Source organism: Pseudomonas sp. (genome assembly GCF_050739995.1).
GTDB lineage: Bacteria > Pseudomonadota > Gammaproteobacteria > Pseudomonadales > Pseudomonadaceae > Aquipseudomonas.
In genome coordinates this window covers 1-3,631 of record NZ_JBOICG010000546.1, presented here as the reverse complement: position 1 = coordinate 3,631, position 3,631 = coordinate 1, and the positions used below count along the sequence as shown (strand labels likewise).

Genomic DNA, 3,631 nt, shown 5'->3' with positions numbered 1-3,631 from the left:
GGGGATTCAAAGCGTCCACGCCCGCCACTGCCAATGGCCGAGTGGTGTACCGCTGGGACTTGGAGCCCGCCGTAAAAAATCGCGTAGAAGAAGGCTCCGTCGCCTATACCGACTACGGACAGCTCCTGGCCGTGTCGACATTCACTGACTACAAACAGTTTGCCCAAGCCTACGCCGCCAGGGCACAGGTCGAAGTGACTCCAGCCATTACCACACTGGCCAAGGAACTCACCGCCAACCTCGAGACACCTCGCGCCAAAGCCTTGGTGCTGAGTGATTGGGTACGCAAGAATATTCGCTACGTGGCCGTCTACGTCGGTGCAGGAGGTGTGGTGCCACATTCAGCACAGGCCGTGCTGGATAACCGCTATGGCGACTGCAAGGACCATGTCGCGCTGCTGGAAGCATTGCTCAAGGCCGTTGCCATTGAAAGCTCGCCAGCCCTGATCAATGCCGGCAATGCCTACGTGCTGCCCAAGGTGCCGACCCTGGGGCTGCTTAACCATGCCATCACCTATGTACCCAGCCTCGACTTGTACCTGGACTCGACGGCGGCTCCCATCGCCGCCGGCTACCTGCCGATTCCTGAGCTGGGCAAACCGGTATTGCTGACCCAGACCGGTGAACAGGCCCATGTGCCTTCCAGCCAACCGGGCAAGGTGGAGTCAGCCATGCGGTTTAAGGTCAACGCCAAAGGTGCTGCCGAATTCACCAACGACTCCACCGTGAACGGCTGGGGCGCAGAACTCAACCGCTACCTGTTCAAGGCCATGCAACCGGCCGATCGTCATCAGTTGGTGCAGCGCATCCTTAGCCTGTACGGACAATCCGGCAACGGTGTATTCGAAACCGACCTGGAAGGCACCACCGATACCTTCAAGTCCAGCATCAAAGGCCGTACCGACAACCTGGTGAACCTGCCCGGACCGACCGGCACACCTACCCTCTCCAGCCTGTCTGGCGGTATTGCCCAGAGCGTGTTCACCTTATTGGCCGAACAGGAACGCACCCAGGCCTTCACGTGCCTGTCGGGTGAAATCTCGGAAGTGGCGCACATGGAGTTTCCCGGCAAAGTGAAGATCCTGGCCGTGCCCAAGGCCGTGTCCGTGAAACAGGCGGGCTTCGACTATCGAGCCACCTATGTGAAGAAAGCCAATACGGTGCTGATCACACGTCACTATGCCTTTGCCAAGGCGGACGTCTTGTGTACCCCACAAGACTTCGAGGCCATGAAGCCGGTGATTGAAAGCATGGTCAACGATCTGAAAAGCCAGATCATTGTGCAGACACTGTAACGCCCCAACACCCGCGTGACAGGCCAAGGCACTGGCACGCGGGCGCTCTTCGCTTTTCACACCCCTCCCTTCAAAACGTTCTGGTGTTTAAGTTGGCGCTGAACAGGGAGTGGGTGATGAGTTCATTGAAAGTGTGGATTGCCGTGGGCTGTATGCCGCTCATGCTGAGCGCCTGCGACTCAAGGAATGCAAAAATCCAAGACATAGACCGTCTCCCTTCAGGGTTGCTGATTGAGCCGGCTCCCTTGCTGGGCACCGAACCCACCACCCCGCTACGCCCGGTGGTGGCCAAAGGTATCGCCCTGACAAAAAGCTCGGAAGGCTGGGTGGATCAGCGCTATAACGACGCCGTCGGCTATTGCACCATCGGCTATGGCCACCTGATCAAAAAGGCACGGTGTGATGGAACGGAGCCTGCGCAGTTTCTGCAGAAAATCTCTGACGCTCAAGGAACGATCCTGCTGGTCGACGACATGCGACGAGCTCAAATCACTGTCATCACCGTCGTCACAGTCCCACTGACAGACCTTCAATACGCCGCCCTGGCCGACTTTGTCTTCAATGTCGGTGCGAACAACTTCAAGACCTCAAGCCTGCTGCGGGTGATCAACGAGCAGCACTTTGAGCAAGTGCCCTATCAGCTCGGTCGATGGAAAATGGCCGGCGGAAAGGTCCTGCCTGGCTTGGAACTGCGCAGGCAGGGTGAAATTGACTTGTTTTTCGAGGGGCAGACGGTACCTAAGGGGATGCTGCATTCAGGTACCGCTGACGCCATTGATATCAGGACTGGTGAGCAGTAGCGCTACTCGGCAGCCTCCACGCTCGTACAGTCGAGCATGACGGTGAACCGTTGTTGTGCGCGTATCACTTCAATATGCCAGCCCAGTTTTTCGCATAACTGGTGCATCAACTGCAGCCCAAGGCCGTAGCCAAAATCAGTGCTCTCCTGCTGTTGCTGGGTTTCCGTCATTTGATTGGCAATCAGCAGCCGGGGGTATTTGAAGCTGATTTCTACTTGGCCTTCCTCCGCGTATTGAAGTGCATTGCGCAGCAAATTACCGATCACGATGCGGCACGCGGTGGGAGGCAATCGGCAAGGTTCGTTGTGGATATCGACGATCAACTCGATATCCCGGGTGCCAATCAGGTAGCGATGTTTCTCAATCAACTCACCGACCAACTCGCTCAGGTCAACGTCTTCCTCCGGCAACGGTTCGGGACGTTCGCGGCTCATCCACAGCAACGTCTCGGCGATAAGCTGCATGTTCAGCACGGAACGCTCAATGCGTTGCAAGGAGGTCGGCAGGACACCGCCGGATTGCAGGGCCAACAGCTCTATATTGGCCTTGAGCACCGCCAGTGGCGTTCGCAGTTCATGGCTGGTGTAGCGTAAAAGGCGGCCCTCACGCTGGCTGGCTGCCTGCACCTGCTCAACACTTTTGGCCAGTGCTTCGGCCAGCATATTGAATTCCTTGAAGCTGAAACCTGGCCGCCCGCTGGCCATTGCGTCAGGGTTTTTCAGGGTGCGGGACCATTGGGCCAAGCGCCCCAGCGGACGAACCAACCACCAGACCAGCAGTGCGATGATGAGCAGCGCCGGCACGAATACCGCCAGGCTGATGAACATGACGCTCTGCATCACTTGGTCAAAGTAGGCGTCAGACAACGGCGTCTCCACCTCACCACCGACCTCATCATCATGGTCGACGTCATACAGATAAAGGCTTTTGCCGTCACCCAGGGGTTGCTCGAGGATTATCTGGAACACCGCGTCATCGTCATCGGAGTAAATATCGCCGAAGATATGCACCGCACCGAAGGACAGGCTCGGTGGCGCATCCAGCAATTGGCGGATGTTCTCCGGCAACGCCTCCTTGCCGATGACGCCGGTATAGAAGTAGTTGTGCGGAGGGGGCGTGGTCGGGTCCTTCTTGTAGTGCATGCTGAAATACTGGGCTTCTTCCTCCATCATCGAGCTCGCGGCGTAGAGCAAGCCGCGCACGGTGAATACAGGCAGCAGTTGGCTGTAGATCAGCAATACCAGCGCAATCAATAACAGGAAACTGCCGCTGATCACCCACTTCAGGCTCAAGCCATTACGCATGTGGTTTTACCTGGATACCGACCCCGGGAAGGGTGTGGATCAACGGCCGGCTAAAGGGTTTGTCTACCGCTTTGCGTAGCCGGTGCATGTGCACTTTGAGCGTATTACTGTCGGGTGGCTCATCGCCCCAGACTTTTGCCTCCAAGCGCTCTCGGGGAACAGGTTCAGGACTGGCGCGCATCAGATGCTCCAACAAGGTCCAGCAGATGGGCGACAAATGCAGCTCCTGCCC

Annotated in this window: 4 protein-coding genes; 2 read left to right on the top strand and 2 right to left on the bottom strand. The window is 57.4% G+C overall.

Annotated features, from left to right (window positions below; genetic code table 11):
• Together ACRESD_RS17915 and ACRESD_RS17910 are read left to right on the top strand one after the other, a co-directional pair.
• Positions 1 to 1,295: transglutaminase-like domain-containing protein (locus tag ACRESD_RS17915; RefSeq protein WP_431752137.1), on the top strand; the 1,295-nt coding region annotated here is incomplete at its 5' end.
• A 116-nt stretch (positions 1,296 to 1,411) separates the two neighbouring features.
• Positions 1,412 to 2,095: a lysozyme gene (locus tag ACRESD_RS17910; protein WP_431752136.1), complete on the top strand. Its 684-nt coding sequence runs from the start codon at positions 1,412 to 1,414 to the stop codon at positions 2,093 to 2,095.
• Positions 2,096 to 2,097: 2 nt separating this feature from the next.
• Here ACRESD_RS17910 and ACRESD_RS17905 read toward each other — a convergent pair whose 3' ends face one another.
• Positions 2,098 to 3,399 (bottom strand): sensor histidine kinase, encoded by a 1,302-nt coding sequence (locus tag ACRESD_RS17905; protein WP_431752135.1) that lies wholly within the window; start codon positions 3,397 to 3,399, stop codon positions 2,098 to 2,100.
• The coding region (locus ACRESD_RS17900) for a winged helix-turn-helix domain-containing protein (RefSeq protein ID WP_431752134.1) at positions 3,392 to 3,631 on the bottom strand (240 nt) is incomplete at its 5' end. The genes ACRESD_RS17905 and ACRESD_RS17900, both read right to left, overlap by 8 nt.